The 24,687-nt window shown below is 71.5% G+C and carries 21 protein-coding genes and 2 pseudogenes; 6 read left to right on the forward strand and 17 right to left on the reverse strand.

The genetic code is table 11. The features are described from left to right. Positions 1-89 precede the first annotated feature (89 nt). Complete coding sequence (locus FF041_RS40360; RefSeq protein WP_323392262.1) at positions 90-839, forward strand: ATP-binding protein; 750 nt, start codon at positions 90-92, stop codon at positions 837-839. On the opposite strand, the pseudogene FF041_RS40365 reads toward FF041_RS40360, so the two are convergent. The 10 genes and pseudogenes from FF041_RS40365 to FF041_RS20290 all read right to left on the reverse strand — a co-directional run. Continuing rightward, a pseudogene (locus FF041_RS40365) lies at positions 769-924 on the reverse strand (hypothetical protein); the annotation flags it as partial. The gene FF041_RS40360 and the pseudogene FF041_RS40365 overlap by 71 nt on opposite strands. Beyond that, positions 921-1,049: pseudogene (locus FF041_RS39150) on the reverse strand (4-hydroxyphenylpyruvate dioxygenase); the annotation flags it as partial. The pseudogenes FF041_RS40365 and FF041_RS39150, both read right to left, overlap by 4 nt. 482 nt (positions 1,050-1,531) lie before the next feature. Continuing rightward, a complete protein-coding gene (locus FF041_RS20255) occupies positions 1,532-1,834 on the reverse strand; it encodes a Trm112 family protein (protein WP_153524106.1) in 303 nt (100 codons plus the stop codon). Continuing rightward, positions 1,824-2,786, reverse strand: a complete 963-nt coding sequence (locus FF041_RS20260; RefSeq protein WP_153524107.1) for a DMT family protein — start codon at positions 2,784-2,786, stop codon at positions 1,824-1,826. The genes FF041_RS20255 and FF041_RS20260 overlap by 11 nt, the downstream gene beginning before the upstream one ends. A 3-nt stretch (positions 2,787-2,789) precedes the next feature. Next, positions 2,790-3,632 carry a class I SAM-dependent methyltransferase gene (locus FF041_RS20265; protein WP_228388427.1) on the reverse strand — a complete coding sequence of 281 codons (843 nt, stop codon included), beginning with the start codon at positions 3,630-3,632 and terminating at the stop codon, positions 2,790-2,792. After that, positions 3,629-5,005: a condensation protein gene (locus tag FF041_RS20270; protein WP_323392250.1), complete on the reverse strand. Its 1,377-nt coding sequence runs from the start codon at positions 5,003-5,005 to the stop codon at positions 3,629-3,631. The genes FF041_RS20265 and FF041_RS20270 overlap by 4 nt, the downstream gene beginning before the upstream one ends. Continuing rightward, positions 5,002-9,393 (reverse strand): alpha-(1->3)-arabinofuranosyltransferase, encoded by a 4,392-nt coding sequence (locus FF041_RS20275; RefSeq protein ID WP_153524138.1) that lies wholly within the window; start codon positions 9,391-9,393, stop codon positions 5,002-5,004. The genes FF041_RS20270 and FF041_RS20275 overlap by 4 nt, the downstream gene beginning before the upstream one ends. After that, entirely contained in the window at positions 9,390-10,190 is an 801-nt protein-coding gene (locus FF041_RS20280) for a class I SAM-dependent methyltransferase (RefSeq protein WP_153524108.1), read from the reverse strand. Before FF041_RS20280 ends, FF041_RS20275 begins: the two co-directional genes overlap by 4 nt. Before the next feature lie 6 nt (positions 10,191-10,196). Beyond that, entirely contained in the window at positions 10,197-11,405 is a 1,209-nt protein-coding gene (locus tag FF041_RS20285) for a glycosyltransferase family 4 protein (RefSeq protein WP_153524109.1), read from the reverse strand. A 436-nt stretch (positions 11,406-11,841) separates the two neighbouring features. Then, entirely contained in the window at positions 11,842-12,837 is a 996-nt protein-coding gene (locus FF041_RS20290) for a DUF3068 domain-containing protein (RefSeq protein ID WP_153524110.1), read from the reverse strand. A gap of 316 nt (positions 12,838-13,153) precedes the next feature. Here FF041_RS20290 and FF041_RS38005 point away from each other — a divergent pair, with 316 nt between their 5' ends. Next, entirely contained in the window at positions 13,154-13,306 is a 153-nt protein-coding gene (locus FF041_RS38005; RefSeq protein WP_194292103.1) for a hypothetical protein, read from the forward strand. 60 nt (positions 13,307-13,366) lie between these two features. Then, positions 13,367-14,623, forward strand: a complete 1,257-nt coding sequence (locus FF041_RS20295; RefSeq protein WP_153524111.1) for a helix-turn-helix domain-containing protein — start codon at positions 13,367-13,369, stop codon at positions 14,621-14,623. Between the two features lie 203 nt (positions 14,624-14,826). Here FF041_RS20295 and FF041_RS20300 read toward each other — a convergent pair whose 3' ends face one another. Further along, on the reverse strand, positions 14,827-15,330 hold the full coding sequence (locus FF041_RS20300; RefSeq protein WP_228388436.1) for a sensor histidine kinase: 504 nt from the start codon (positions 15,328-15,330) through the stop codon (positions 14,827-14,829). On the opposite strand from FF041_RS20300, the gene FF041_RS20305 reads away from it, so the two are divergent. Beyond that, positions 15,301-15,870, forward strand: coding sequence for an FtsX-like permease family protein (locus FF041_RS20305; protein ID WP_228388433.1), 570 nt, complete (start codon positions 15,301-15,303; stop codon positions 15,868-15,870). The genes FF041_RS20300 and FF041_RS20305 overlap by 30 nt on opposite strands. A 4-nt stretch (positions 15,871-15,874) precedes the next feature. Further along, positions 15,875-16,561, forward strand: a complete 687-nt coding sequence (locus FF041_RS20310; RefSeq protein WP_153524112.1) for an ABC transporter ATP-binding protein — start codon at positions 15,875-15,877, stop codon at positions 16,559-16,561. A gap of 114 nt (positions 16,562-16,675) precedes the next feature. Here the strand turns inward: FF041_RS20310 and FF041_RS38010 are convergent, their stop codons facing one another. Next, positions 16,676-17,080 (reverse strand): hypothetical protein, encoded by a 405-nt coding sequence (locus FF041_RS38010; RefSeq protein ID WP_194292104.1) that lies wholly within the window; start codon positions 17,078-17,080, stop codon positions 16,676-16,678. A 395-nt stretch (positions 17,081-17,475) separates the two neighbouring features. On the opposite strand from FF041_RS38010, the gene FF041_RS20320 reads away from it, so the two are divergent. After that, positions 17,476-18,405 carry a LysR family transcriptional regulator gene (locus tag FF041_RS20320; protein ID WP_153524113.1) on the forward strand — a complete coding sequence of 310 codons (930 nt, stop codon included), beginning with the start codon at positions 17,476-17,478 and terminating at the stop codon, positions 18,403-18,405. Between the two features lie 33 nt (positions 18,406-18,438). Here FF041_RS20320 and FF041_RS20325 read toward each other — a convergent pair whose 3' ends face one another. The 5 genes from FF041_RS20325 to FF041_RS20345 all read right to left on the reverse strand — a co-directional run bounded on the left by FF041_RS20325 (position 18,439) and on the right by FF041_RS20345 (position 24,649). Further along, a complete protein-coding gene (locus FF041_RS20325; RefSeq protein WP_153524114.1) occupies positions 18,439-19,581 on the reverse strand; it encodes a MerR family transcriptional regulator in 1,143 nt (380 codons plus the stop codon). 347 nt (positions 19,582-19,928) lie between these two features. Next, a complete protein-coding gene (locus FF041_RS20330; RefSeq protein WP_153524115.1) occupies positions 19,929-20,972 on the reverse strand; it encodes a Gfo/Idh/MocA family oxidoreductase in 1,044 nt (347 codons plus the stop codon). A gap of 86 nt (positions 20,973-21,058) precedes the next feature. Continuing rightward, a complete protein-coding gene (locus FF041_RS20335; RefSeq protein WP_323392265.1) occupies positions 21,059-22,201 on the reverse strand; it encodes a threonine aldolase family protein in 1,143 nt (380 codons plus the stop codon). A 71-nt stretch (positions 22,202-22,272) separates the two neighbouring features. After that, on the reverse strand, positions 22,273-23,700 hold the full coding sequence (locus tag FF041_RS20340; protein WP_153524116.1) for a DUF6421 family protein: 1,428 nt from the start codon (positions 23,698-23,700) through the stop codon (positions 22,273-22,275). A 97-nt stretch (positions 23,701-23,797) separates the two neighbouring features. Then, entirely contained in the window at positions 23,798-24,649 is an 852-nt protein-coding gene (locus FF041_RS20345; RefSeq protein WP_153524117.1) for a 2,3,4,5-tetrahydropyridine-2,6-dicarboxylate N-succinyltransferase, read from the reverse strand. Between the last annotated feature and the right edge of the window lie 38 nt (positions 24,650-24,687).

Here is a 24,687-nt window from a genome sequence, read left to right on the forward strand (position 1 = left end):
GGGCGGTCCGGGGCGGCCGTGGGCGGGACTGGGGAAAGCATGGACGCCGGCACCGTAGAGGCACGCGGCATCCAGGGGAGGCTCGCGAACTGGAGCGGATCGGCAGACTCGTCGACGCCGCGGACGGCCCCGGCCCGAAGGTGCTCGTGCTGACCGGTCAGCCGGGCGCCGGCAAGAGCACCCTGCTGGACCACGCCGCCGACGTGGCCGCGGCACGAGGCAGGCGAGTACTCCGCGTACGTGACGGCGAGGGCGAGCAAAGCCTCGACTTCTCGGGAGTGCACCAACTGCTGCGCCCGGTCCTCCGCGACATCGACCGGCTGCCGACGCGTCAGCGCGACGCCCTACGGCATACGTTCGGCACGGATGACGGCGACGGACAGCAGATCCCGGAGCCGCTCGTGATCAGGTCCGGCGTGCTCACCCTCCTCTCGGAGGCGGCGACGGAACGGCCCCTGCTCATCGTCGTCGACGACGCCCAATGGCTGGACGTCGGCTCTGTGGACGTGCTGGCGTTCGTCGCCAGGCGTCTTGAGGGCGAACGGATGGCCCTGCTGCTCGCGGCCCGGGACGAGTCGGTGCCTGCGCGCTTCGACCACGACTTCCCCCATCTGCCGACCGGCCCCCTCGACGGGGCGGAGGCGGGCCTTCTCCTGGACGAGCAACCGCATCCGCCGCGAGGCAAGACCCGGGCCCAGATCATCGAAGAAGCATGGTGTCCATGCCGGCCGCGGCAACTCCGGTCAGCACTCGGGGTACGAGCGCGATATCGGCGAAGGCATCGTGATTGGCATCCAGCGCCGACTCGTCGCCGGTTCCGCCGTCGACGAAGTCCATGACGTCGGGCCGCAGCGCAGTCCGGGCAGCCGTCCGGACGTCGGCCAGGCACACCGGCGCGGGAACCTTCGTAGCGGTGGATGTCATCCGAGCTGCCCCGCTTCCACGGCCTCGTATAACGCCTTGATGTTGCCGCTGCCGAAAGTGACGGCCCCGGCGCGCTCTATGACCTCGAAGAACAGTGTCCGGTGGGGATGCGCCGAGCGGGTGAAGCCCTTCCTGCCTGGGCAGGAAGCGGCCGCCCCGTCACCGGACCTGCGGGGACGGCCCGGAGTGAACCCGCTGCGGTACAGCGCGACGCTGCGGGTGACATCCGCTCAGCCGGATGTGCTCCGGGAGATCGACGGCGAGACGGGGCTGCGGGCCCGGCGGGCCGAGGCCCGTACACTGCTCGGATTCGACCCCGCCATGACCTCGCGCGACCGGCTCACACTCTTCGGCACCCGCTTCCAGACAGCGGAGACTCCGGGCTTCACCACCGCCTGCGACCCCGTCGACGGTGGCAATGGTGGCGATGGTGTCAATGGTTCGGCGTGCGGCCGGGAGCCGGCTTCCTCGGGCAGCCGGTGGAGACGGCCGAGCACCAGGTGCGGCCCGAGCGGGCGCCCGCGGTCAACCCTGATCCGCTTCACACCCGGGCCGTTCGGGTACGCAGGCGCGAGGCGGGCCGCGAGCGTCATGGCCGCTGCCCCGCCTACCCGGCTCCCGGCGCGTCGGCGGCGGGCCCCGGGTCGGCGCCGCCCTGCCGGGTCAGCCGCTCGTGCTCCTCGTCGGACACCGGCGCCCCGGACGCCGGACGCACGTGCGGGACGCCGTTCACGATGGGGTAGAGGCGCCGCAGCCGAGGGTTGTACAGGGCGTCACCGGAGCCACCGCCGGAGGCGTCACCGGCTGGTGCCCGGGCGGCGTCCGAGTCGGTGCCGGACAGCACGAGCCGCAGCGGCCCCTTGTCCAGCGGGCAGACGAGGATGCCCAGCAGCGGGTCATCAGGGTTCATGGGCGGTCAGCTCCTTGGCGGATGTCGTCGGGGACGGTGGGCCGGTCGGATCGGTCGCCTCCGGCGGCTCCGGCGGGTCGTGCTTCGGCATCGCGAGGAGCACCGACACGGCCAGCACGGTCCCCGCGACCCGCAGCGCCAACCGCACCGGATCGCCGGGCAGCGCCTCACCGAACGCGAACGTACCCAGTACGGCCGCGAACACGCTCGTCACCGTCGTGCACACCGGCACGAGCAGTGAAACCCGGCAGCGCTGCAAGGCCGCCTGCGACATGATCAGCCCGAACACGCCGGTGAACAGGAGGAGATACGGGTACGGGGAGCCCAGCACACCGAGCAGCGCGGCGCCGGGCCGGTCGAGCAGCCCGGCCAGCCGGCCCGACACCCCCTTGATCGCCAGCGAACTGACCCCGTACAGCAGCCCCAGGGCGACCCCGTACTCGACCCCCGTCGTCGGCTTCCGGTGCGGACGCCGCGCCCGGCGCTCGGCGACGGCGTACAGCCACGGCCCGGCTGCCAGCGACGGCACACAGACCAGCAGGATCAGCGGTACGGGCGCGTCGGCGCCGACGGTGTCGGTGTCCTGGGACAGGGAGAGGACCACCATCACGAGGGCGGCGAGAATCGCCCCGATCGCGAACCGCTCCCGCCCAGAGGTCCGTTCGCCGAGCAGCCGCGCCGACAGCAGCAGGAGCAGCACCAGGCCGGAGACGAAGATGCCCTGCGCGGCGGCGATCGGCAGCGTCCGGTAGACGATCAACTGCGCCCCGAACCCGGCGGCCAGCGCCAGCGAGCCGCCGATCCACAGCGGGCTCCCGAGGACCAGCCGCAGCAGCCGCGCGGGCTCCCGGACCGATACGGCGGGCATGCCGCCGAGCGCCCGCTTCTCCAGGACGAATCCCGCGCTGTAGAGCGCGTTCGCCAGCAGTGCGGCTGCCACGCCCCACCACATGGCCTACGTCCTCTGCGCATGCAGCAGCAGGATCGAGGAGAGTGAGGGGGCCGCGCACGCCAGCCGGTCCAGGGGCCGCAGCGGGCGCGGCACCCCGTGGAAGGGCGCCCCTTGGACCCGGACCACCTCGAAGCCGGACGCGGTCACGAACTCCCGCAGTGCGCGGGCTGTGTAGAGCCGGAGGTGCCCGACGACCTCGCTGCCGGGACGGCCGTGGATGGCGCGCAGGCTGACCTCGGAGAAGACGGGCTGGACACCGGCGAGCAGCAGGGCCCGGTTGTACCAGGCGGCCAGGTTCGGGGTGGACAGCATCAGATGGCCGCCGGGGCGCAGTACGCGCCGCAGTTCGTCCAGGGCGCTGTCCGGGTCGATCAGATGCTCGACCACCTCGCTGAACAGCACGGCGTCGGCCACGCCGGACCTGAACGGCAGTCGGCCGGCGGTGAGTTCGCCGCGCACCACGTCGGTGAGCCGGGTCCGGGCCCGGCGCAGGGCGTCCTGCGACCAGTCGACGCCGATGATCCGGTGCCCGGCGAGCAGTGGCGCCGCGGTGGCCGCCGCCGTGCCGTCACCGCAGCCGACGTCGAGGACGACGGCGGGTCGCGCGGCGGCGGGGCCGAGCGCGGCGGCGAGCATCCGGGCCTGCCGCAGGCTGCGGGCGTCCCCGGAGGCGACGGGCACGGCGGGATTCTCGTAGAAGTCCCGAAGCCCTCGGGGCGCGGTACCGGTGGCCGCGCCGGGGGGCCGGGCGCCCGTGTGGGTGTGTGTGTCCGCGTCCGTGCCGGCATTCGTGCCGGTGCTCGTGCCGGCGTTCGTGTCCGTCCCCGGCCGGGCGGTCGTCGTCATCCCGGACCTCCTTCCGTCGCCCCGCCGTTCCCGGTCGTGGCGATCTCCGTCGCGTCCAGGCACCGCTCGAACAGTTCCAGCAGCCTCGCCCCGTCCCTCTGGGCGAGCAGCGCTGTCGACCAGCGCAGCGTGAGATGCAGCCGCCCGGCGGTGGATGCCGTCGTCACGTTGAGCCCCCGGGGCATCCGGGCGGGCGCCGAGAACCACACGGCGTCCGCGCGGCCCGCGTCGCCGAAGTCCAGGGCGTAAGGGATACGTCCGATATTGCTCAGCAGCGTCGTGGATGTCCACGGCCCCGTCGCCCGCCGTAGGCCGCGGGTCACGGCGGCCCGCCACGCCACCGGCACCACCGGCGCCGTCAGCAGGGCGGCCCCGTACCCGAGTTGAGGACCGGATACGGCCTTGAGGGCGCGGGTACGGTCGGCGGTCCGGCGCAGCAGCTCACCCATGGCGTCCGGGTCCCGCGCGGCGGCGCCACGCTCACCGGACGCCAGCTCGGCCACGGTGAAGGGGACTTCGACGAGCCGGGTGCCGTTCCCGATGGGCATGGCGGCGCCGCGCGGCCGGTCGTCCACCGGCATCGTGATCCGCATCGGGCGCGGTGGGGCGCCGTGCTCCTGGTTCCAGCGCGCGATCATCAGCGCGGTGGCGACCAGGAGCTGATCGTTCACGGTGTACGCGGCGCCGGGCGGGCGGCGCGGTACCGCCAGGTCGGCCACCAGCATGTCATTGCCCTGGCGACCGGACGGGGCGCCGTGCGCCACACGGGCGGCAGGCGCCCACGGGGACGGCCCCGGCGCCGCCGCGGCCCGGTCCCCGGGGGCGGTACGGACCAGGGGCGCCGCCGGGGCGTCGGCCCGGCCACCGTACAGCTCGGCGGCCGTCGCGAGGACCCGCAGACACGCGGGGCCGTCCAGCGCGGTGTGGTTGACGGTGAGGAACAGGGCCGTACCGCCGGGCCGTTCGGGGTCCTCGACGAGTTCGAGCCGGACCGGCGGGGACGCGGACAGCGGGGGAGCCGAGGCCAGGCAACGCTCCCTGGCCCGCTCCAGCGCCCCGGGCTCCGGCGCCGGAACCGTCATCACGTCCACGCCCGGGTCCGGCTCCTCGGTGAGCTCCCAGAAGTAACGGCGCCGGTACCAGGGGCCCGGCGCCTGGCGTACCTGGGCGCGCGGGTGGCGGCGCAGCGCGTCGGTGAACGCCCGCCGCAGCCGCGCCGGGTCGGGCCGCCCCGGCAGCCGGATCTCGATGTGGATGGTCTCGGGCTCCTCCTTCCGGAGGCAGTGCCGGGTGACCTCGTCGACGACGGGGAACGGTACGAGGACGGGCCGCTCGGCCGGCAGGGAGCGAGCGGGACCGTCCACAGCGGTCACTGGACGCCACCTCCGGGAGCACCAGGGCCTGCGGGAGCACCGGGAGCGGGCGCGTCCGGGTGCCCGGCATCCGGCTGGGCGCTCGATCCGGCACCGGCACCAGCGCCGTCACCAGCGCCGTCACCAGCACCAGCACCAGCACCGTCACCCGAACCGGACCCCGTGCCCTTACCCACCCCGAATCGGAAACGGAAGCCCGGGCCGGAGCCGGAATCAGCCTCGGGCACCCGCCCGTGCCGTTCGAGCCCTCCGACGGTCACCAGGGCCGCGAACAGCGCGATGAACGCCAGGAGCTGGGCCATGTACCCGAACGCCCCTTCCCCGGCGGCCGGAGCCGCACCGGCGCCGGTGGCCGCCGCGACCCCCGCCCCCGCCATCGCGGCGAAGGCGATCGGCGCCAACAGCGCGTGACGCCGCAGGGCGATCAGCGCGAGCGCCGGGACCAGCAGCGCGAACCAGCCCGCGACCACCAGGGCCACCAGGGTCGGCGCCACCAGCCCGAGGACCGTCCCGGGCCCGTTCGGCACCGGCGCCGGCGCGGTCCCGGCCGTGCGCTCGGGGTTCTCCTCGCGCCTGCGGTACAGCGCCAGACCGATCAGCGCGAGCAGGGCGACACCGCTGACGGCCAGCCCGGTCTCGTACACCCGGGACGGCTCGTACGACAGCGTGACCGTGCCGCCCTCGCCCTGCGGGATCTCGAATCCCTGCTGCCAGCCGTCGAGCCGGAGCGGCGAGAGCTCCCTGCCGTTCAGTGTGGCCTTCCAGCCGTCGTTGAAGTTCTCGTACGTCGTCAGATACGAGGCGGCGCCCGCGCCGACCGACACCTCACGGCGGTCGTCCTGCCAGTCGCCGATGGTGAGGCCCCGGCTGTTCGCCGCCGGCGCGGCCGGCCTGCCCCGGGTGAGGGTCACATCGGTGATCGCGAGCGGACCAGCGTCCCCTGCCTCGACCTGATGCGCGCCCGCGCCGAGAGCCAACGTCGGCTTCTTCTTGCCACGCTGGCAGAGCGTCACCTCGATCGGGCGCCGCTCCACCACATCCCTGACGGTGCCCTTCGCGCTGGTCGCGTGAAGGGTCCCGTCGACCGCCAGGGCCGGCCCCTCGCCGCACTTCAGGGTGAACCGGCGGTCGGCGGCGGGCTGTTCGGTGCGGTAGTCGGCGAGCGCCGGGACATGCAGCTCGGTGAGGCCCACGGGGAGCTGGAGATCGTCGTCGGCGACCGGGTTGTGCAGGACCACCGGCGCGGTCCGGGTGACCGTGATGTCGAGCTGGTCGGTCTTGATCGCCTCGAAGCGGGCCCAGCCGTTGTCGTCGACGTTCGCGATCGCCGCGCCGTCGGGGGAGCTGATCTCGATCTCCGTGGGCCGGGCCGAGAGCCCGCCCGCGCCGGCCAGTACCAGCGAGTCCACGGACTTCTTGCCGGACCATTTCAGATGGATCACCGGCTTGTTCCCGGCGATCCACGCGGTCGTCAGATCGCCGTCGGTCAGATTCCGCGCCGACAGCTCCGTGCCGAGCCGGGCCGTGGAGTCGGCGGTCGCGGTGATCTGCTTCGCCTGTTCGGGCGCCACCCGGTACAACAGCTCGTCCAGCTCGTCGCCGGGCACCGGCACCGCGCTGATCCTGACGTCCTGCGCTCCGGCCGCGCCGGTGGTGAAGGAGCGGTGCAGCCCCGACTCCGTGCCGGCCGGGGAGAGCCCGCCCGGGTCGGACGGCCGGTGCAGGGACACGATCTCGGCCGCCGCGTCCGAATCCGCGCCGTCCGTGGGCAGCTTCAGCATCCGCGTCACGGTGACACCGGGAATCCCGATCTCGGCGAACCCGGAACCGGTCAGCCCCGGCCGACCGGCCTCCACGTCCACGATGGTGAGCTTCATCCAACTCGTCTCACCGCGGGGTGACATGACCTCCTGGGTCCTGCCGTTGGTCGCCAGCGGGCTGGTCTCGCTGCCCTGCGCGGTCTCCACCTTCACCCGCGTCGCGGCGGACCGCACCCCGTCCTGGGGAAGCGGGGTCACCTTCAGCGACGACGGCATCCGCTTCTTCCCGTCGAACGCGATGCGCAGCCACTGCCCCTTCGCGCTGCCGGGCACGCCCTCGGCCCACGCCGTGTCCGGGTTCCCGTCGAAGGCGTTCACCGGATCGTACTGCGGCAGATGGAACAGCCAGTTGCCGCTGGAGGACGCTGTCACCTCACGCGCCCCGCGCAGCTCCGCGACCGTCTGGCGCTCGATGCCCTTCGTCGGCAGGATCTGATGCGGCGCGTCCCCGGGGCCCTGCACGCTGTCGGGGTGATTGCGCTCGTCCTTGGTGTACGTGTACGAAGTGTTGGTGTTCACCAGGCCGAACCGGGTGTCGGCGTGCCGCAGGCCGTCACCGGTGACCTGGAGCGCCGGCGTGTCGACGCCGGGGTGTTCGTCCCCGGTCAGTACGGTGGGCCGGCCGCGCAGCGACGGGTCGGCGGCCAGCGGCAGCAGGGACTCCGGTCCGCCGGACACCACGGCCGTATCGGCGGCGGTGTGGATTCCGGCCCGGCCGGGCCGCCGGGTGTCCTCGGCGGGCGCGAAGATCTCCACCGCCCGCTGTCGTGGGAAGAGCCCCTCGATCTGGAGGGGGGTGTCGTCCGCGATCCGTCCACCGGTCATGACCGGGCCGAGGCCCTTGACCCGCTTGTAGCCGGACTGCTCCAGCGCCCGCTTCACGGTCGGTGTCGGCACATAGCCGAGCTGGTCCGGGTCCAGGTCGTTGCGGACCACCACATAGTGCAGTCCCGCCCGGTTCAAGTAGTCCCGCAGTCCCGGTATCCCGGCGCCGGTGAGCAGGGCCTGCTCCACGGCGTCCATGGCACGCCGGTTCCCGGGCGTACCGAACGGCACGTAGTCGCGCTGGGCCCAGGGGGAGTCGGCGAGCACATCGAGGGGCTGGTCGATGGGGGAGCCCCAGGTGTAGACGCCGTGCGCGGTCGCCGGGACCACCAGGGCCCGGCTGTCCGGCGAGTGCTTCTTCAGCCAGCCGGCCGTGTCCTCCCAGTACGTCGGCAGCTTGTTGAACGAACCCGGCTGCAGGACGGCCCCGGTGACATACGGCAGGGCGAGCCCGGGCAGCACCAGCAGCGCCGCGATCAGCGGAGCGTACCGCCGACCCCACCGCACCCCGTGCCCCGGCCGTGCCCCGCGCTCCCGCGCCGCGACGGCGGTGAGATGGACGAGCCCGAGAACCAGGGCGAGCGCGAGACCCGGCTGGAACTTGTAGATGTTCCGGAACGGCGCCAGCGCCCCGTCCAGCAGATCCTGTACGGACCCGGCGAACGGCGCACCGAACTTCCCCGCGTACCCGGCGAGGGTGAGCAGCACGACGGTCAGCACGGTCAGCACCAGCCAGCGGCGCTCCGGCAGATCCCGCCGGGCGAGCCCCGCGAGCCCCAGCGCGGCGGCCAGCGCCGAACCCACGATGACCGGAACCGACGCCGCGACACTCCACCCGGCGGGCAGCCAGGCGTCACCGAAGTGCAGATACGCCACCCAGTTACCGGCGCCGCGCAGAACCTCCGTCGCCGCCATCGTGTCCGTGGTGACCTGTGACGTCTCGATGTACGGGAGGAAGTTCTCCCCGTACGCACTGAGGAGCAGCAGCGGGATCACCCACCACAGCGTCGCCAGGAGGACCCCCGGCACCCACCACAGAATGAGCTTCAGCTTCCGTGGACCGTTCGGCCGGGACAGCAGATACAGCCCCACCGGCAGCAGTGATGCGAGGGTCGACACCGCGTTGACCCCGCCCATGAACGGGATCAGCAGTGCGGAGCGCAGCGCCGCGACCCGCGCGCTGTACCGGTCGTCGGTGAGCGGCAGCAGCACCCACGGCAGCAGCGCGCCGGGCAGCGCGGCGGCCGATGTGGACCCGACGACGATGGTGAACATCGGCCACAGCGCGTACACCACAGCGCCGGGCAACCGCGTCGAACGGGTGCCGACGTCGAGGCGTTCGGCCAGCCGCAGCGCCCCCCAGAAGGCGGTGGCCACCACCAACGACAGCCACAGCCGCTCCGCCAGCCACACCGGCAACTGCGTCAGATCGGCGAGGCCGTGGAACGGGAGCATCGGGAACGCGTACCCGGTGTACTGGTTGGCGAGCCCGCCGAACCCGCCGCGGTCGTGCCACAACTGCCCGAGATCGGCCATGAACCGCCAGGGATCGACGGCGACACCGAGCTTGGTCTCGAACGTCATACGCCCCGGCGACGCCGCCAGGAAGAGCATGAACACCACGGCCCAGAATCCCAGAAGCCACCGCCGCGACCGGGGCCCGTCGGGAGGGTCCTGGGTCGCACCGGTGCTCCGGACGGCTGCAGGAGGGGGAGCCTGGGCCGCTGGGGCCGTACTGGTCATGGACACCGCCGAAGAATGAGGAGGAGATTCCAGGTAGCGAACTCACGCAGGCCCGGCACCCGGGTCACCGCCCCGGCCAGGAACGGCCAGTAGCGGGAGCGGGCGGAGACCACCGTGACGTCGGTCCTGGCCCGTACCTGGCGCAGGGTGGGACCGATGTGCACGGCGAAGAGGTTCTCGCCGAGGGTGTGCTTGGCGGGGCGGCCGGTGCGCCGCTCATAGCGGGCCCGTGCCCTCGCGGCGCCCAGATAGTGCCAGGGCGCCCACTCATGACCGCCCCAGGGGGACAGCCAGTTGGTGAACGAGACGTAGATCAGCCCGCCGGGGCGGGTCACGCGGATCATCTCGCTGAGAAAAGTCTGCGGATCGTCCACATGCTCAAGGACGTTGGAAGAGAAGCACACATCGGCCGAACCGTCCGCGAGCGGCAGCAGATAGCCGTCCGCGACGACCGCCCCCTCGGGCGGCGTCGGACCCAACTCCCGTACATCCGGCTCGAAAAGGAAACCGTGCGCGCCGCGCCGGCGGAATTCCTCGGTGAAGTACCCGGCCCCGCCGCCGATGTCGACGACGGTCCGCCCGCCGACGGGCCCGCCGTACGCCTCGACCTGATCGGCGGCGTCCCGCGCCAGCAGCGCGTAGCACGTCCCGGGGTCGTCCGGCTCCCGCATAAAGGCTCGGAACAGGGCCAACGAGCGTCTGAAGGAAGGGTCTCTCGGTGTCGTGCGGCGGCCCGCCGTCCGCGGGGCACCGGGGGCGCCCGCGACGGCGCGGACTCTTGGACCAGGGGCTGGCATCGATCCTCACTTCCGCCGGGAGCGCGCGGCGGCCCGCGGAGCGATCCGCGCGGGGCGCGGGCTCTCCTCGGGTTGGGCGGCGGCCTCCACGGCGACATCGCGGAACGCCCGTACCGTACTGGCCCAGGTGTACCCCGCCGCCAACTCCCGTGCGGCCCACCCCATGACCGACCGGCGCCGCTCGTTGAGCGCCAGTGAGCACCAGGCGGCGGCGAATGAACTCTCCCCCCGGGCCAGCACCCCGCTCACCCCGTCGTCGACCGAGTCCCGCAGCCCCGGCACATCGAAGCCGACCGTCGGGGTCGACCGGATCGCGGCCTCCGTGACCACCAGGCCCCATCCCTCCACGGCCGACGGATGCAGCAGCAGCCAGGCCGAGCAGAGCAGCCGGTGCTTCTCCGCCTCCGTGACATGGCCCGCGAACTCCACTCCGGCGCCCGCGAGCTTCGCCAGCCGGTCCCGCTCCGGACCGTCTCCGACGATGACGAGCCGGCCGCCGGTCACCGGCCTGACCCGCTCCCACAGCCGCAGCAGCAGATCGATCCGCTTGTACTCCACGAGCCGGCCCAGCGCCAGGAACAACGGCTCGGGCGAGCGGGGATGCTGGGGTCCGGGCTCCTCGACACCGTTGTGCACCACACGTATCCGGTCCTCGTCGACGCCGATCCCACGCAGCGCCCCGGCCGTGGACGGGGACACCGCGACCATCAGGTTCCGCCGTTGCGCCTCCCTGAGGGCCCAGTGCTCCAGCCGGCGGCCGAGCAGGCCGGCGGGCGCGAGGGCACGGCCGCCGAAGCGCATGTCCCACAGTTCGGTGTGGACGTGGTTGACCAGACACAGCGTCGGACCCCGATGCCACAGCGGCGCCAGATACGGCATGCCGTTGCACACCTCGACCAGCAGATCGCAGTCGCCGACCCGCTGGGCCAGGGTCCTGCGGGCCCGCAGGAAGTGACCGAGGTCGCCGCCCGCCGACACCACACGGTAGTCGCGGGAGGCTGCCGGGCCACCGCAGACAAGGGTGACCTGATGGCCGAGGCGCGTGAGGCCGTCGGCCAGCCGGTCGATCAGGAGCTCGGAACCGCCGGCGGCGGGATTGCCGAGGTCGCGGCGGGAGAGGAACACAATGCGGCGCGGCTCGGCGGGCAGCGCCGCATGGGGCTGAGCGGGCCGGGGACCGGCCGTGCGCAGCGAAGCGGGCACGTGCTGGGGCATTGCTGCTCCGACTCGTCTCAAGGTGCGGGAACCGTGCGGCGGCAGTGGTGCGAGGATCGTTCTCGGCACGGGAGGGCGGACGGATGAAGGGTTGGGGACGTACGGGGCGATACGGGGGGTGAGGCGGTACGAGGTGAGGCGGTACGAGGTGAGGCGGTACCCAGGGAGGTACGCGTCGGTACGGAGTTGAAGCGGGACACGACGGGTGGGCCGGGTCCGGAACCGCGCCGGGGGATCGACTACTGCAGCGCGCGGCCCCGGTGGGGTTCCGGTCCGGGGTGAGCACGCCCCGGAGGGTGCCGGGGCCGCTCGGATGTGCTGGGGTCGTGCACGGATGGCGTGTTCGGGTGGGTGGGATGGACAGTTTTCGCCCAGTGGTTCGCTGCGGCTACTCACCGAGATGACAAATTGAGCACCTGTTACCGGCCGTATCTCATCACCGGGTGACGGATTCCGGTATCCGGGCCGAAGCCGGGGCCGCGGCGGCGCCCTCAGGACGCCCCCGGAACACCATGACCGAGCCCGCCACGGCCAGCAGCAGCCCCAGCCCGCCCGCCCCCACGGGCGCCGTCAGTCCCACCAACTGGAGCTTGCGATTGTCGGCCTTCGCCAGCTCCACCTGCTTCTTCTGCGTCTCCTCGGTGAACGCGATGCGCTTGCTCTCCAGCAGCACCACCTCGTTGTCGTCGGAGTCCGCGCCGGGCGCCCGCAGCGTCTTCCTCGGCCCGATCGCCGCGTACAGAATCCGCCCGGTCCTCTGGTCCGCGACCAGCTCGATGCCGTGGTTGGCGTACCACTCCTCGGCGAGGACCTGACCACGCTCCGGCTGGCCGACGAGCACCCCCGGCACCTGCCGCGTTCCGGTCTTCACCGGGTCGACCGTGCCGGTGAACAGGTACCCCTCATGGCCCTGGATCTTCTTCCTGTCCTTGAACCGGAGTTCCACGGTGGCGCCCAGAGTGCTGTCCCACCAGCGGTACGAACGCCTCTCCACACCGAACGGGAACTTCAGGTACGCCTCGCCCTCGAATCGCGGGCTCTCCCCGCAGCAGTGCACGGGGGCGTTGGTCTTCCGGTCGGTCACCCAGCGTTCCACGGTCCACTGGAACGCGTCGTGGGGATCGGACGCGGGCAGGGTGCCGTCGGTGTCGACGCTCGTCGACACGTCCCAGATCGCCTGGCCGCCGGCCTCGCTGTCGGCCACGTCTCCGCGGACCTTCCGGGTGATGGTGAGCTTTGCCTCATCGACGGTTTTGACCTTCTTGGCATCGAAATAGCTCCCCTGACCAGTGAAGACCGTGGTCGCGTCGGTGTCGATCGGGGTGCGCTGGGCGCGCGGCTCGACATACCAGGCGAGCATCGCGGCCAGCACCAGCAGAAAGGTGCCGATGCCCAGCAGAACGAGGGAAACGGGTGAGGTGGTACGTCGCATCCGGGCACTCCAGAAGGGTTCGAGGCGGCTCGACACGGTGTCGGAGAATCGAGGTCACAAGGCGACGGAACGTCTGCGCGCGGGTGGAAAAATGCAGGCGCGGTATGGGCCGGGAACCGTAGGCGGACCCTTGACTAGGTGTCAATGCATTGTCGAGACTGACTCCAGCCGGTCGGGGCCGGCACGCGCCACCACGGGAAGGCAGGACCAGGGACCCGTGACCACTCACGATCAGGGAACTCGTGAGCACTGGCGCGGATCGTGTGGATCACCAGGGTGGGGACGACCTTTCGACCGGAGGGACTGGACCCCCAGCATGCCCAGACTGCTCGCCGCCGCACTCACCGTCGTGGCCGCCGCGGCCCTCGCCGTGGGCGCCGCCCTCGGTGTCGTGGCCCTGCTCAACGCCACCCCGGACCAGCCCAACACCCCCCTCGTCACCTACGAGACGGCCTCCCGGGAGCGCTGACCAGTGCCCTCCTCCACCCCAGCCCTCGGCCCCCCGGGCGCCACCGCGGCTTCCGTCGCCATGGGGGACCGTGCCGTGCTGCCACTCGGGGCCCGTTCGGCCTGGCATGACGTACCGCGCAGCCAGGTACGCCGATTCGCGGCGCTCGCGATGGCCGAGGCTCCCACGCTGGCCGAGGAGATCCTGCGGGAGATCCGCCGTGAGTACCCGCACGTCCCGGTCGTCCTCGACGACTCCGGGGAACCCAAGTCCCTCATCGGTATCCGGCGTGCCATCGAGATCTTCGTCCTGCATCTGGAGACAGCCGAGGACCGGCCCCGCGTCCACCCCGAAGTCTTCCAGGACTTCGGCCGCGGCGAGGGAATCGGCGGCCGCAGCCTCGACTCCCTCCAGGCCATCTACCGCCTCGGCGTCCGCCTCACCTGGCGGCGCCTCGCCGAGATCGGCCAGCGCGTCGACATCCCGCCACCGGCCATGTACGAACTGGTCGACGCGGGTTACGAGTACCTTGACGGGCTCGTCGACCAGTCGGTACGCGGCTATGCCGAGGCCGCCGCCCAGCAGGCGGGTGAACGCCTCCGGCTCCAGCGCGAGCTCATGGACCTCCTCCTCGCCGAGCACCGCACCCGCACCGCCGCCGGCCCGCACGAGATCGCCGCCACCCTCGCGGAACGCGCCGCCCGGATCGGCTGGCCACTGCCCGCCAAGGTCGCCGCCGGGGTGCTGCTGCGCCCCGCCCGCCAGGCCGTCGCCCCCGCCGTCGGCCAGGGTGTCCTCCTGGACATGGAGGCCGAACAGCCCCGCATGGTCGTGCCCGACCCGGACGCGGCGGGCCGCCCCGAACTGCTGCGGCGTGCCATGACCGGCTGGGCCGGCGCGATCGGGCCGCCGGTGCCGCTGGTCGACGCCGCGAAGTCGCTGCGCTGGGCCGAGGCCGCCGTATGTCTCATGGAACGCGGGCTGCTTCCGGCGGGGGAGGTGCTGCACTGCACCGAGCACACCGAGGCCCTTGTGCTCCTCCAGCCCGAGGAACTGATCGACGACCTGGCCCGCCGCACCCTCGCACCGCTCGCCGACTGTGGCCAGGCCCATGCCCGCCGCCTCGCCGAGACCCTGCTCGCCTGGCTGGAGACCCGGGGCGGCGCCCCCGAGGTCGCGGGGCGCCTCGGGGTCCACCCCCAGACCGTCCGCTACCGGCTCCGCCAGATCCGGGAGCTGTGGGGGGATGAGATCGACGACCCCGACCGCCGCTTCGAACTCGAACTGGTCCTCCGGGCCCAGCGATTGCGCGGAGACCTGGGCCGTCCTACCCCCTGACCCGCGTACCACCACTGCCGCGAACCCTGCGGGGACGGCAGCCCGGTCCTGGAACCGGCGGCTCACCGTGGGGCTTCATCGGCGGCGGCCGTCTGTCCGTCTGCCTGGGGATCACGGCTGGTCGGCCGGGTGCGGGAGTGCGCAGGGCGGGAGGCGGAGCCGACGGCACGGACGAGCTCATGGCCGCGGCCCAGGACATGTCGTCACCTCGGGTCCGGCGGCAGCTTGGCGCGTACGGTCAGGCCGCCGTCGGGGTTGGCGTGCGCGGTGACGGCGCCATGGTGGGCGTGCACGATCGAGCGGACGATGGCGAGGCCCAGGCCGTGGCCGGAGCGGTCGCTGGTGACGCGGGACTGCTGCCGGTAGAAGGGCTCGAACAGGCGCTGGGCGACGATGTCATCGACATGCCGCCCGGTGTTCTCCACCTCGATGACGATCTCTTTCTCGCGCAGGACCGCGAGGTGTACCGAGCCGCCGGGCTTGTTGTAGGCCAAGGCGTTGTCGAGCAGGTTGAGCAGGAGCTGACGGAGCAGGGTGGCATTGCCGGGGACGGTGCAGTCGGGCTCGGTGTCGACGTCGAGGCGCAGGTCCGCCGTGGCCGCCTGCGCGGTGCGTTCGGCAGCCGCGTCCGTGGCGAGGGCCGCGAGGTCGTGGTCGCCGGGCGAGGGATCGGCCCGATGACCGTCAACGACAAGCAGTACAAGCAGCTCGTCGGCCCCATCACCAGGACCGCGGACTTCGCGACCGTCACCGTGTGGATCGTCGCCCTCGCCGGCACCGTGATCCTCGCCCTGATCGTCGCCTCCTCGCTGCGCGAGCGCCGCAAGGAGCTGGGCATCCTGCTCTCGCTCGGCGAGAAGAAGCCCAAGCTGCTCGGCCAGCATCTGGTGGAGGTCGTCGCCTGCGCGGTGATCGCGGTGGGCCTCGCCTCGGCGGGCAGCCAGTTCCTGTCCCAGACCATCGGCGACCGGCTGCTGGCCGGCGAGGTGTCCTCGGCCGAGGACACCGCGGCGAACGCGGACAACGGCCCCGACCCCAGCGCCGTCACCGGCGCCGGAGGCGCCACCCCTCTCACGGAGGACGCCCCCGAGGTCGAGCCCATCGACTCGCTCGACGTACGCCTCGGCACCGCCGACATCGCCAAGGTCGGCGCCACCGGTCTCGGCATCGCCGCCCTGGCCACGCTCATCCCCGGCGCGCGTGTGCTGCGCCTCGATCCGCGTGACATCCTGACGAAGGGCGACTGAAGCGATGACTTTCCTCCCGCATGCTCCGGTGCTCGAACTCACCGAGGTGACCCGCTCCTACCAGAGCGGCAACCGCAAACGCACCGTGCTCAGGGGCATCAGCTACGCTTTCGAACCGGGCCGCATGTATGCCGTGATCGGCCCCTCCGGCAGCGGCAAGACCACACTGCTCTCGCTGGCCAGCGGCCTGGACTCACCGAGTGCCGGCACCGTCCGCTTCCGCGGCAAGGATGTCGCGGAACTGGGCCTCGGCCGCTACCGCAACCGTCATGCGGCCACCGTCTTCCAATCGTTGAACCTGCTCACGTATATGACGGCGGTCCAGAACATCACCTCCGCCATGGAGATCACCGGGGTGCAGCGGGGCAACAAGAATCAGCGCGCGGTCGAGCTCCTCGACCTGCTCGGGGTGGACGCCGGCGACCACAACCGCCGGACCCTGAAGCTGTCCGGCGGTCAGCAGCAGCGCGTCGCCATCGCCCGTGCGCTGGCCTGCGAGGTCGACATCCTCTTCGCGGACGAACCCACCGGCAGTCTCGACCACGAGACCGCGGGCGGGATCATCTCCGTGTTCCGGAAGCTGGCGCACGACGAGGGCAAGTGCGTGGTGGTGGTGACGCACTCCCGTGAGGTGGCAGCCGCCTCGGACGAGGTGTTGCAACTCAAGCGGGGCAAGCTCAGCGCACGATAGGCACGGACGGACAGCGCGCCTCGCCCCTCGGTCGCGGCCCGCCGCCGCGGACCCGGTCCGCATCCCGTGGCGGCGATGCGGCCGGAGCCGGGGTGCTGGGCGGATGGTCCTCGGTCAGCAGGGCCGGTAGGACGAGATCTTGTCGTTGATCCAACCGGGGATCGTGGCCCACCACTCGCCGGGACCGATCCTGAACTCAAGACCGCCGTAGTTCCGGTGCTCGTAGAAGCACATGGAGAGGTCCGTGCTGTTGCCTATGGAGGAGGTGCTGTCCCTCCCCGATCCTGTGAGCTCCGCGACCTGCACGGGTGCGCCGCTGGGGTACACCGGGATCGAGTAGTTGGGGTTGGCGTAGATGAACACGCCGGCGAACGCGGCGGCCGGGGCGGGGGCCGCGGCGGCGGGGGCGGGGGCCGCGGCGGCGGGGGCCGCGGTCGTCACGACGCCCGCCGTTGCAGCCAGGGCGCCTACGGCGGCGGCCAGTGCCAGACGCTGCTTGGTCTTTCTCAGGAACGACATGAACTCTTCCTTTTCTTCCGGGGAGAGGCCCGCCCGTGGAGCCATCGAGCCGGGTCGGATTCAAGCCATACCGTGATGCTCTGCAAGACCTTTCTGCAAGTACCAGAAAAGGATTTCATGGGGATGGCCGGACGGGCAATACCTGTGCACTGACGAACAGTTCCTCCCGTTCCCCATCTGTGCGGATCTCCCCTGTGGAGCCCGCTGGAGACAGGAAGCCCGGGCTTCCAGGCGGCGGCAGGGCGCCGGCCGTGCCCTGGGCCCGAGAGCACGGTGGGAGCACATGCGGGCCCGGCCGGGGCCGTACACCGGGTCTGCGCCGGAGTTTCCACGCGGTCATGGCCGATTCCTGACTGTTCGAACCATGGTGAGGCAAGTTCATTAGTGTGATCTCCATGGAGCTTCGGACCCTGGAGTACTTCGTAGCCGTCGCGGAAGAGGGATCGTTCACCAAGGCGGCCTCCCGCTGCCATGTCGTCCAGTCCGCGATCAGTCATCAGATCCGGGGCTTGGAGAAGCAACTCGGCGAAGCGTTGTTCGAGCGCCTCCCGAGACGGGCGGTTCTCACCTCCGGCGGCGCCACCCTGCTGCCCTATGCCCGCACCTGTCTGGCTGCCGCGACGGCCGCCGCCGCCCAATTCGCCGACCGTTCAGGCGACGCGGGCGGCTCCCTCTCGCTGGGAACCGTCGGAGGGCTGGAGGGCACGGTGGTCCCCGCCCTGCTGGGTGAGTACCACCGCCGCCACCCCGGCGTGACGGTGAGTCTTTCCGGAGCGTCGAGCCCATCGCTGCTGACGGCGGTCCACGACGGCGCCCTCGACGCGGCGGTGGTCGCGGAACCGCGGGGCCACCAGTCCCAGCCCCTTGGTTCGCGGGTGCTGCTCCACGACCGGATCATGGCGGTTCTCCCCGCCGGGAGCCGGGAGCCGGGCCGTCCGCTGAGTCTCGAAGAGGTGTCCCAGCACCCTGTCATCACCTATGGGCCCGACAGCGGGGCCCACGGATTCATCCGTGAGGCGTTCGCCGCGCGAGGGCTGGAGTTCCACGTCACCTATGCGACGAACGACGTGGCCATCCAGCTCGCGCTGGTCACGGAGAGGGTCGGCATCGCGCTGGCCCCCCGCTCCAGCCCGCTGCTCACCGCTGACCGGCGGATCGTCGTGGTACCGCTGGAGCCGGCCATCTCCTTCCGGAAGATGCTTGTCTGGAGGCTGGACAACCAGCTCGGCGCACCGCTGCGGACCCTGCTCGGCCTGTGGACGGAGCAGGCCGGCCGGACCTCGGACGAAGGGGCGGGGCCGCTTCTGATGAGCCCTCGCTTCTGACCTGGGCGGGCACCGGATGAGCCGGGAGCCCGTTCACGCCGACGCCCGCCCGGCCGTCGGGCCGTCGGCGCGGAAGACGGGCCGGCCTATCTCGATCTCCCACTGGTCCGGATCCGGGGAAGGCTCCGGTTCCCGCAGATGGTAAGTGCGCAGCGGACCGTCCACCGAGATCTCATGCCGGAGCGCGTAGGAGTCGAGTTCATCGAAGAGCGCGCCGACGCCGGCCGGCGAGCCGCGATGCGGGACGATCGCGAGTTCGGCCGCGGGGACGAACAGGGGTACCACCCGTCCGATCGGGCGGGTGGTACCCGCGACCGGGATGTAGACGGTCGCCTCCCCCTGGCCCTCCCGGCACAGACCGATGGAGGAGAGTCCGCCGCTCGGCCCCGTCCGGGTCAGACCCTGGGCGCGTACCGTGGCGTTCAGTTCACCGAGCGCGCCCTGCCACCACGGCAGGGCATCCTCCATCGTCAAGGTCTGCCGAATGCCGACGGCCCGGGTGGCCGGTACCGTGCGGTGTTCGACCAACGGTGCCGTCGCCGGGCGTTGCAGCAGATCGCGCAGGGATCCGACCGTCGCACGGGTCCGTGCCAGCTCGGCTTCCAGGCGGTCCAGATGAGCGGTGATCAGTGCGTTGCGGATCATGGGGTCGGAGGCGGTGAGCACGGCCTTCACCGCGGTGACGGGCATGTCGAGGTCCCGGAGCCGGCGGATGACCTGGGCTGCCGGAATCTGGTCCGGCGCGTAGTAGCGGTATCCGCTGTCCCGGTTCACCTGGACCGGGATCAGCAGTCCCACCTGGTGGTAGTGCCGGAGCGATTTGACGCTCAACCCCGTCGCCCGGGAGAAGTCGCCGACGGTGAGAGCGGCTGCCGTTCCCGCTGCCGACCCTGCCGACCCTGTCGCCGGTCGCCCCGTCGGCCCCGGGCGCACGCGCGGAGCCGCGGGAATCCCCTGCTCGTGGTACGTGTGGACGGCCGCCGCCCTGTCCCCACCCGGCTCACCGATCCGGCCCGCTCGTCTGTGGGTCGCGGCGGGCGGCCTGCGGATACCCGCAGGGGCCTTGCGCCCGGCGACGGAGGTCTGCGCGCCCTTGCCTTCGCGAGCGAGCTGCGGCCGGTCGCCTCCGGCCCCCGGGGCGTTTCCCGGCGAACGGTCGGGAGGTGGTGTGGTCATGGAGGTTCTCCTTGTCGCTGGACCGTGCCCGGCCCATGGACCGACCCATGGACGGGACCGTGCCGCGCACCGTGTCCGGCGCCGGTCCCCTCTGTGCCCGGGCCATGCCCCGGGCACGGTTCCGCCGCCCAGGGCACAGTGACGCCCACCGGTCCTGCCGACCGGGGCGGTACCTACGGCCCGTATGTCGTCCAGGCTAGGCACGGAGCGTGGCTCGCGGCCAGTGAAAGATACTCACCGCCGGTATGCGCAGACGTCATGGATCGCACAGACGTTCCCTTGGTGGAGGGTGGGGTGAGGTCGTGCCCCGGCCACCGGGCGGATGCTCCACCGCCCGGCGACCGCGCTCACGCGTGATGCAGACCTGTCCAGTAGCGCAACTGCGGGAGTTCAGCGATGGTGACGATCCCCGGCCGTGCGGTGATGACATCGGGGATCCTGTTGACGAGAGTGGCGCAGGTGGTATGCGCCGACTGCACATCGCTGTTGCGCAAGTGCAGAGTCGGATTCCCGTCGCTGTCCGTCAGATTCCACTCGTTGTAGTCCGTCTCCCCTTCCTCATAGACCTTTCCCTGTGAGCTGATGGAGAGCCTGACGCCCTCCTTCGTATACAGAACGTCGGTGTCGACATAGCCCAGCAGCCTCCCTTGGCGGATGGTCGTCCCCAGGACCCCGCAGTGGGTGTCCCGCTGAGCTATCACCGGCTCGGTCGTGGTCTCCGCCGGGCCCAGCGGGGTCAGGCCGATGACCTCCGCCAGGGTGTGCAGCGCGTAGTAGGTGAAGGTGGGCCGGCGTTCAGCACTCCCCAGCCACCGGGTGAACTCCTCGGCGGTCGTACCGACCCGTTGCAGCTCCGCGAGAGTCGGTCCGAAGTCGTCCACGTTCCAGGAGAGCCGGCCGGTCACACTGCCGAGGTCATGGGTGGAGCCCGCCAGGACGCTGATGAGGTTGACCCAGTAGGCGTCCTGGTGTCCGGTGCCCGTCACCGTCACCTTGTGCCGCTTCGCCAGTGCGTCCAATTCACGGGCGAGTCCGTTGTCCGTCGCGAAGGGATGGAGCATCTCCTCGGCGAGCGTGATCACATTGGCCCCGGCCCTGACCGCGCTGGAGAAGATCTCGTACTGGGCGTCGTCGAGATAGGTGCTGACCGTGACGATCACGATGTCCGGACGGGCGTCGCTCAGCGCCCGTTCGGCGTCGGCGCGGGCGGGGACCGCGAGTCCGGGGACGCCGGCCAGCTCACCCAGGTGCCGCCCGGCCTTGTCGGACCCGGGGCGGACGATTCCCGCGACGATGTTCGCGTGCCGGCTGTGCAGGACCCTGATGATGTCGAGCCCCATGGCCCCCACTCCGCAGACCGCGATCCGCGGGCTTTCCTTGATGTCGGACATGTCCTTCTCCTCATTTCCTGTGCACGGCCCGGCCGGCTGACTCGTCCGGCGGGCGATTCCATCCGTTTCCACCGGCGGTGCGGGGGTTACCCGTTCATCTCCTCCTTGAGGGCCAGGAGAAAGACGTCGACGTCCTCCTCCGTCGTATCGAAGGCGCACATCCAGCGCACATGGCCGGCCCGCTCGTCCCAGAAGTAGAAGGGGAAGCGCCGTTGCAGTCCTCTGGCGGCCTGGTGCGGCATACGGGCGAAGACCGCGTTCGACTGGACGGGGTGGAGGATCTCCACCCCGTCGACGGCGCGTGCTCCCGCCGCGAGACGGCGGGCCATGGCATTGGAGTGAAGCGCTCCGCGCAGCCAGAGATCTTCCGTGAGCAGCGCCTCCAACTGCACCGAGACAAAGCGCATCTTGGACGCCAGCTGCGTGGACTGCTTGCGCAGATACTTCATGTGCTTCAGGGCGTGGCTTGTGGTGTGGCTCGTGGCCGAGCCTGCCCTCGCCGGGTCCGGGTCCGGGTCCGGGTCCGGGTCCGGGACGACGACGGCGTCGCCGAAGAGCATGCCGTTCTTCGTGCCGCCGAAGGAGACGATGTCGACGCCGGCCGCGCTGGTGAGGGAACTCATCGGTACGCCGAGGAACGCCGCGGCGTTCGCGAGGCGCGCGCCGTCGAGGTGGACGGTCATGCCGAGCCCGTGCGCGTGGTCGCAGACGGCCCGTATCTCATCGGGTGTGTAGACCGTCCCCAGCTCGGTGCTCTGGGTGATCGACACGGCCTGGGGCCGGGCCCGGTGTTCGTCGTCCCAGCCGAAGGCGTGCCGGTCGATCAGCTCCGGTGTCAGCTTGCCGTCGGCGGTCGGCAGACTCAGCAGCTTGACACCGCTGATCCGCTCGGGGGCGCCGCACTCATCGGTGTTGATGTGCGCGGACTCGGCGCAGATGACGGCGCCCCAGCGGTCCGTGAGCGCCTGGAGCGCGATGACGTTCGCCCCGGTGCCGTTGAGGACCGGGAAGGTCTCGGCGGTGGGGCCGAAGTGCTCGCGCATGACGCCTTGGAGATGCGCGGTGTACGCGTCCTCGCCGTAGGCGGCCTGGTGGCCGCCGTTGGCGAGGGCGATCGCGGCGACGATCTCCGGGTGCGCCCCGGCGTGGTTGTCGCTGGCGAAGCCGCGGATACGGGGATCGTGGCGCGGGCGGTCGCGGGTGTGCTCCGCGCCCCGGGCGGTCGGCACGGCGTGGTCCGGGTGCCGCACGGCGTGGTCCGGGGGCGCCGCCGCGGTCGTCGCTTCCTGGGGACGGGCGCTCACCCCGCCGCTCCGGAGGCCCCGGCGGCGGTACGGGTGAGCGCGTCGGCGCGCGCCGCGGTGATTCCCTCGGTGGAGGCGATGACATGCTTGAGCTTTCTGGCGAGGGTCTCGTAGAACACGCTGAGCGGGAACTCGTCGGGCAGCACCTCGGCGAGCAGCTCACGTGGTGGCCGGGTCAGGTCCAGCTCCCCGGCGCCCCCGGCCCAGCGGGAGGCGGGGTGGGGGGCGAGACAGCGGGACACCAGCCGGTGGCCGGCGAGCCAGTGGACGAGCTTGGGGCGGTCGATACCGGCCCGGTACAGCTCCTCGATCTCCGCGCGGAGCCCGTCGACGACCTCCGGGACCCGTGCCCAGTCGATGCTCAGGGTGTTGTCGCTCCAGGTCAGCGCGGAGTGCTGGTGGAGGCGGGCGAACAGCAGCTGACCGCCGAGACCGTCGTAGTTGCGCTCCCGGCCGCCGGTGACGGGGAAGCGCAGTATCCGGTCGAACAGCATCACGAGCTGGACGTCGCGGCCCTGGGTGATTCCCTCGGCCTCCAGGCGGACGCCCTCCCGGAACGCGTTGAGGTCGCAGCGCAGCTCCTCCAGCCCGTACATCCAGAACGGATGGCGCTGCTTGATCATGAAGGGGTCGAAGGGCAGGGGGCCATGGCTGTGACCGCGGTCGTGGATCATGTCCCAGAGGGTGAAAGCCTCCACACAGCGGTCCTGGTCGGCGATCATCCTCCGTGCCTCGTCGGGCAGTTCGAGGCGGAGGATGTCCGCGGCGGCGGAGACGACGAGTCGGTACCGGGCGGCTTCCCGGTCGCAGAAGATGCCGGCCCAGCTGAATCGGTCGGGGGTCTCGCGGACGGCGACGGTCTCCGGGAAGAACACCGCGGAGTTGGTGTCGTATCCGGGGGTGAAGTCCTCGAAGGCGACACCGCAGTACATCGGATTGCCGTATCGGGTGCGCTCCAGTTCGGCGAGCCAGTCGGGCCAGACCATGCGCAGGACGACGGCCTCCAGGTTGCGGTCCGGGTTGCCGTTCTGCGTGTACATGGGGAATACGGTCAGATGCTGGAGTCCGTCGACGCGGTTGGCCGCGGGCTGGAAGGCGAGCAGCGAGTCAAGGAAGTCGGGCACTCCGAAGGAGTTCTTGGACCAGGTGCGCAGATCGTTGATGAGTGCGGTGTGGTAGGGGGCGTCGTAAGGGAGAAGGGGTGACAGCTCTTCGACCGCCGCGATGACGCGGTCGACGGCTTCCACGACCAGGCCGTGGTCCGGGGCGTCCGGGGCTTCGAGGTCGATGGAGCCGTCCTTCGACTGCCAGTGGCGGATCCGTTCGACGGCGTTCTTGAGTTCCGGCCAGGCGGGGTGCTCCACCACCCGGTCCGTGCTCCTCGGGCCGGTGTCGTCGATCTGGTGTGCGGGAACTTCAGCCATGCCGTCTCCTCCCAGGACCAACCGTGTGCCGAACGCCGTACGCACCGCTCCTCGGTGGGGTGGGCCGGGCCGGGGGCAAGCCCGTTGCCGTGGGCCCTCACAGGGCGAATCCGTGTTCGCGGAAGAGGCTCTCCAGCAGCAGCTTGTCGTGCCGGCCGCCCTCCGGGAGCCGTTTGATCACCAGCAGACACGGGACACCGAACTCGCCGCCGGGGAACGACTTCCTCCGGGTGGACCCCACACAGACCGACCACTCCGGTGCCTCGCCGGGCGGGAGTTCCTCGCCCGTCATGGCGTCGAAGACCCTGGTGCTGGCGGTCAGCAGAACGCCGGCGCCCAGTTTCGCGCCGCGCCGGACCCGGGCTCCTTCCACCACCACCGACCGGGACCCGACGAAAGCGTCGTCCTCGATGACGACGGGCGCCGCGTTCGCGGGTTCCAGTACGCCGCCGACGCCCACGCCGCCGGCCAGGTGCACGTTCTTGCCGATCTGCGCGCAGGAGCCCACCGTGGCCCAGGTGTCGACCATCGTCCCCGAGTCCACGAAGGCCCCGATATTGGTGTACGACGGCATCAGCACGGTGCCCGGCGCGTGATGGCTGCCCCAGCGGGCGACAGCGCCCGGTACCACCCGTACACCCGGGAATTCCCTCTTCAGCGGCAGCCGGTCGTGGTAGTGGAACACGCCTGCGGAGGTCTGCCGCATCTCCAGCAGTCTGAAGCAGAGCAGAATCGCGCGTCTGGCCCGCTCGTCCACCACGACCTGACCGGTCGCCCCGTCGACGAACGCGACGCGCGCGTGTCCGGCGTCCAGCATGTCGACGGCTTCCACGACGAGGTCGCGGGCCGTCCCGTCGGCCGGTGTGAGTTCCGTACGCCGCTCCCACAGGGCATCGACCCCGGGGTCGATCGGGCTGGTGAATACGGCGGGTGCCGTGGGGCTGTGCATGACGATGTGCAACTCCTCTGGCAACGGTCGGCTGGGGA

Origin of the sequence: Streptomyces jumonjinensis, from assembly GCF_009600885.1 — a bacterium.
Taxonomy (GTDB): Bacteria; Actinomycetota; Actinomycetes; order Streptomycetales; family Streptomycetaceae; genus Streptomyces; species Streptomyces jumonjinensis.